Source organism: Microbacterium umsixpiens (assembly GCF_053543675.1).
Genome location: NZ_JBLVOH010000155.1, coordinates 25,564 through 26,196, shown reverse-complemented (window position 1 = coordinate 26,196; position 633 = coordinate 25,564). Strand labels below are relative to the sequence as shown.

Below are 633 nucleotides of genomic sequence, written 5' to 3'. Positions count from 1 at the left end.
GCGCACTCCTCGGCGATCCGGGAGGAGGCCGTGAAGAACGGCCGCGGAGCCGACGAGGTCAAGATCATGTCGGCGTTCGCCGCGATCGTCGGCAGCACGGAGGAAGAGGCGCAGCGCAAGTACGCCGAGGTCGCCGACGCGCAGAACCCCGACGTCACCGTCGCCTCCTACGCCTGGTTCACCGGCCTCGACCTGTCGGCGTACGCGCCGAACACGCCGATGTCCGAGCTCAGCACCGAGCTGTCGCAGACCCAGGTCGCCCGCTTCGCCGACAAGACCGTCGGCGACGTGCTCGGAGACTGGCACGCGCACGGTGTCGGCGCCCGCCCGATCGTGGGCACCCCCGAGCAGGTGGCTGACCGCATGATCGAGCTCGCCGACGGCGCCGACCTCGACGGATTCCTCTTCGCCCCCGTGATCCCGCCGGCATCGACCGTCGACTTCATCGAGCACGTGCTGCCGATCCTCAAGGAGCGCGGCGCGATCGTCGAGCCGTCGTCGGAGCCGCAGTCGCTGCGGGAGCGCCTGATCGGCACATCGACTCCGGCACTCGCCGATTCGCACACCGGATCGCAGTACCGGCGGACGATGTCGCGTGTCTGACACCCTCACCGGTGTCGCCGTCGTGGGGAG

The 633-nt window shown here is 70.0% G+C and carries 1 protein-coding gene; it reads left to right on the top strand.

Features of this window, described 5'->3' with window-relative positions; genetic code table 11:
- A partial coding sequence (locus ACNPM4_RS15420) for an LLM class flavin-dependent oxidoreductase (protein WP_448986266.1) occupies positions 1 to 603 on the top strand: 603 nt, incomplete at its 5' end.
- Between the last annotated feature and the right edge of the window lie 30 nt (positions 604 to 633).